The organism is Mycobacterium sp., assembly GCF_035653355.1.
Lineage (GTDB): Bacteria > Actinomycetota > Actinomycetes > Mycobacteriales > Mycobacteriaceae > Mycobacterium.
In genome coordinates this window covers 1-3,548 of the sequence record NZ_DASRBZ010000385.1, presented here as the reverse complement: position 1 = coordinate 3,548, position 3,548 = coordinate 1, and the positions used below count along the sequence as shown (strand labels likewise).

Annotated in this window: 5 protein-coding genes; 2 read left to right on the top strand and 3 right to left on the bottom strand. The window is 66.1% G+C overall.

Features of this window, described 5'->3' with window-relative positions:
• The 3 genes from VFA16_RS13370 to VFA16_RS13360 all read right to left on the bottom strand — a co-directional run.
• On the bottom strand, positions 1-671 hold a 671-nt coding region (locus VFA16_RS13370; RefSeq protein WP_324968279.1), incomplete at its 3' end, for an AMP-binding protein.
• A gap of 3 nt (positions 672-674) precedes the next feature.
• Positions 675-1,772: an acyl-CoA dehydrogenase family protein gene (locus VFA16_RS13365; RefSeq protein ID WP_324968278.1), complete on the bottom strand. Its 1,098-nt coding sequence runs from the start codon at positions 1,770-1,772 to the stop codon at positions 675-677.
• Positions 1,773-1,790: 18 nt separating this feature from the next.
• On the bottom strand, positions 1,791-2,972 hold the full coding sequence (locus tag VFA16_RS13360) for an acyl-CoA dehydrogenase (RefSeq protein ID WP_324968276.1): 1,182 nt from the start codon (positions 2,970-2,972) through the stop codon (positions 1,791-1,793).
• A gap of 142 nt (positions 2,973-3,114) precedes the next feature.
• On the opposite strand from VFA16_RS13360, the gene VFA16_RS13355 reads away from it, so the two are divergent.
• Positions 3,115-3,306, top strand: a complete 192-nt coding sequence (locus VFA16_RS13355; protein ID WP_083137824.1) for a ferredoxin — start codon at positions 3,115-3,117, stop codon at positions 3,304-3,306.
• Positions 3,307-3,350: 44 nt separating this feature from the next.
• Positions 3,351-3,548 (top strand): SDR family NAD(P)-dependent oxidoreductase (locus VFA16_RS13350; protein WP_324968275.1); only part of this gene is annotated, 198 nt, incomplete at its 3' end.

Sequence of the window (3,548 nt, the reverse complement as noted above, 5' to 3'; positions counted from 1 at the left end):
TTGCGCCGCAACACCATCGATCCGCGACACGCTAGTGCCACCGACCACCCCACCAGTACCGCGTTGGAATGAAACAGCGGCATCGACACATAGCAGACGTCGTCCCGGCCCAAGCCGAAGCGTTCGGTCATCGTCACACCGGCTATGCCGACCTTGCCGTGACTGCACATCACAGCCTTGGGATCACCACTGGTGCCCGAGGTGAAGATCAGCATGAACAGATCCTCGGGCCGCGCCTGCTGGAACCGCACGTCGGCATCGGCATGCGCGGTCACCTCATCGGCCCACTCGACCGAGTCGACGTTGACATGCTCGATATCACCCAGTGCGACAGCTGAATTCGAGTCGGCCAGCACCAGTTGACAGTCGGCGTGGCGGATATCGCGGGCCAGCGCGGCACCGCGGCGCACCGGGTTGAGGCCCACCGGCACGATGCCCGTCATCCCGGCCGCGACCAGCATCGCCGAAAAGAATGGCGTGTTCTCCAGCAACACGCCCACGTGGGGCGGCTGGCTGTGGTCGAGGCGCTCGCGCAGCGCCGCCGCTACCGCTGCGCCGTGCCGAATGTGCTCGCGCCAGTTGACGAACGAGTCCTCGAAGTAGACGCCGCGGTCGTCGACGTCGACGAGCGGTCTGAGCAAGTCGACGACGGTGGGCAGCGCCTCGGCCATCAGTTAAACGGGTGTGTCGGCCAGTTCGCGACCGATCTTGCGCAGCGCTCCGGTGGCGCTGCCGAGTGCGAACTCGGTCTGCTTGGCGGCCAGGAAATAGCGGTGTACCGGGTGGTCGATGTCGATGCCGACCCCGCCGTGCACATGGACGATGGTGTGCGCCACCCGATGCCCGGCATCGGCGGCCCAGAACGCCGCCGTCGCGACTTCGGTGTCGGCCGGTAAGTCCTCGGACAGCCGCCAAGCCGCCTGCGTCAATGTCAGCCGCAGCCCCTTGACGTCGATGTAGCCGTCGGCCAGTCGCTGCGACACCGCCTGGAAGCTGCCGATCGGACGGTCGAACTGCTCGCGGGTGCGGGCGTATTCGGCGGTCAGCTGCAACCCTCGGTCGAGCACGCCGAGCTGAAAAGCGCTGCGCCCCAATGAGGCAAGCGGAGAAAGCCAATCGACGACTTCGTGGCCGCCGACCAACCGTCCGGCGCCGACTTCGACGCCCGCCAGCTCGAGATGGCCGACACTGCCCAGACCGGTCGTCTCCAGCGCGGTCACCGACACGCCGGGGTCGTCGACACTGATCAGGAAAACTACGGTGCCGGAATCGGTTTCGCCGGGCACCAAAAAGCCGTCGGCCACCGGTCCGTACCCGACCTGGGTGCGCGTGCCGGTCAGGCGATAGCCATCACCTGAACGGGCGGCCTGCACCGGCCCCTCACCCGGGTCGCCATCCAGCGCGACGGTGAGGACCTTTTCACCGCCGACCGCCGGTGCACCCCACTGCTGTTGAAGCTCCGCGGAGCCGAACCGGCCCAGCGCCCCCGCAGCCAACACCACCGACTCCAAATACGGCACCGCGGCAAGCTGGCGGCCCAACGCAACCAGCACCGCGGTCTGCTCGAGCACACCAAAGGCGCCGCCACCCAATGCCTCCGGTGCCGCGGTGCTCAAAATGTCCGCGTCGATCAGCTTGCGCCACAGTTCGCGGTCGAACCGTTGCTCGAGGCCGTCGAGCTCACGCTGGTGCTCCGGCGTGCACACCGCGTCCACAATCGTGGTCACCAGGCCACCGAGGTCCTGTGCGGCTTCAGTTGTCGAGAAGTCCATGAGACCGTCCTTTGTGAATCAGCGGTTGGCTCGGGGCAGGCCCAGCGCCACCATGCCGATGATGTCGCGCTGGACTTCGTTTGTGCCGCCGCCGAAGGTCAAGATCAAGCACGCGCGGTGCATCCGCTCGACCCGGCCGCGCAGCACCGCCCCGGGCGAATCCTGGCGCACGGTCGCGCCCGTGCCGAGGACTTCCATCAGCAGCCGGTAGGCCTCGGTGGCCAGTTCGGTGCCGAACACCTTGGCCGCCGACGCATCCGCCGGCGACGGCGCAGCTTCGTTCGACGAGGCCAGCTCCCAGTTGATCAGCTTGAGCACCTCGACCTTGGCGTGCACCCGCGCCAGATTCAGCTGCACCCACTCCGAGTCGATGAGCCGCGCACCGGAGGCATCCTTCGTGTTCTGCGCCCATTCCCGAACCTGGTTAAGGGCCAGAATGATCGGCTGTGCGGAGACCAATGCCACGCGCTCGTGGTTGAGCTGGTTGGTGACCAGCTTCCAGCCGCCGTTCTCTTCGCCGACCCGGTTGGCCACCGGAACACGTACATCGGAGTAATAGGTGGCGCTGGTGTCCGGACCGGCCATGGTGTGCACCGGTGTCCACGAGAAACCCTCGGCCGTGGTCGGCACGATCAACACCGAGATGCCGCGATGCTTCTTGGCGTCGGGGTTGGTGCGCACCGCCAGCCATACGTAGTCGGCGTACTGGATGAGGCTCGTCCACATCTTTTGCCCGTTGACGATGTAGTCGTCGCCGTCGCGCACCGCGGTGGTCCGCAGGTTCGCCAGATCGGTGCCGGCGCCTGGCTCCGAGTAGCCGATCGAAAAATGAATCTCACCGGCGGCGATCTTGGGCAGGTAGAACTTCTTCTGTTCCTCGGTGCCGAACGCCATGATCGTCGGCGCGACACTGTTGATGGTCAAGAACGGCACCGGTGCACCGGCGATGGCTGCTTCGTCGGTGAAGATCAGCTGATCCATCGCCGAACGGGCCTGTCCGCCGTACTCCTTGGGCCAACCCAGCGCCAGCCAACCGTCGCGGCCCATCTGGGCGACCGTCTCCCGGTAGACGTTGCCGCTGCCGATCTCGCCCGACGTCGAGCTCAGCGCTTCCCGGCGTTCCGGGGTGATCAGCTTGGCGAAGTACGACCGCAGTTCGCGACGCAACTCTTCCTGCTCAGGGGTGTAACTGATGCGCATTGGCCGTCCCTTCGCAATCCCCGTCTACCTTCCTGGTTGTAACACGTTCTAGTCTGGGGGTCCAGCGAGCCGTCGTCGTATGGTGGTGCTACCGGCAGTCGGATGGGCCGAACAGGCTTGGCAGCTGATAGGAGGAGAAGCCGTGCGAGTGATAGTGGACCGCGATCGGTGTGAGGGCAACGCGGTGTGCATGGGAATCGCGCCGGATATCTTCGAGCTGGACGACGAGGACTACGCCGTGGTCAAGACGGATCCGATTCCGCCCGACCGGGAGCAGCTCGCCGAGCAGGCGATCGCCGAATGCCCCCGCGCGGCGCTGCTTCGCGAAGACTAAGCGGGCGCCGCGGGTCGCCGCCCGAGATTAGAGGTATTCATAAATTGACTAGCAACGTGAACGCGACCGATCTGTCCGGGAAGGTCGCGGTGGTTACCGGCGCGGCCGCGGGCCTGGGCCGCGCCGAAGCCATCGGCTTAGCGCGTGCCGGTGCCACCGTCGTCGTCAACGACATCGCCACCGCGCTGGACGCCTCCGACGTCATCGACGAGATCACCTCGGCCGGCGCTGATACCGGTTCT

Excerpts from the sequence above, each read along its gene's own strand:
- VFA16_RS13360 (WP_324968276.1), bottom strand. The coding sequence starts at position 2,972 with ATGCGCATCAGTTACACCCCTGAGCAGGAAGAGTTGCGTCGCGAACTG.
- VFA16_RS13365 (WP_324968278.1), bottom strand. The coding sequence starts at position 1,772 with ATGGACTTCTCGACAACTGAAGCCGCACAGGACCTCGGTGGCCTGGTG.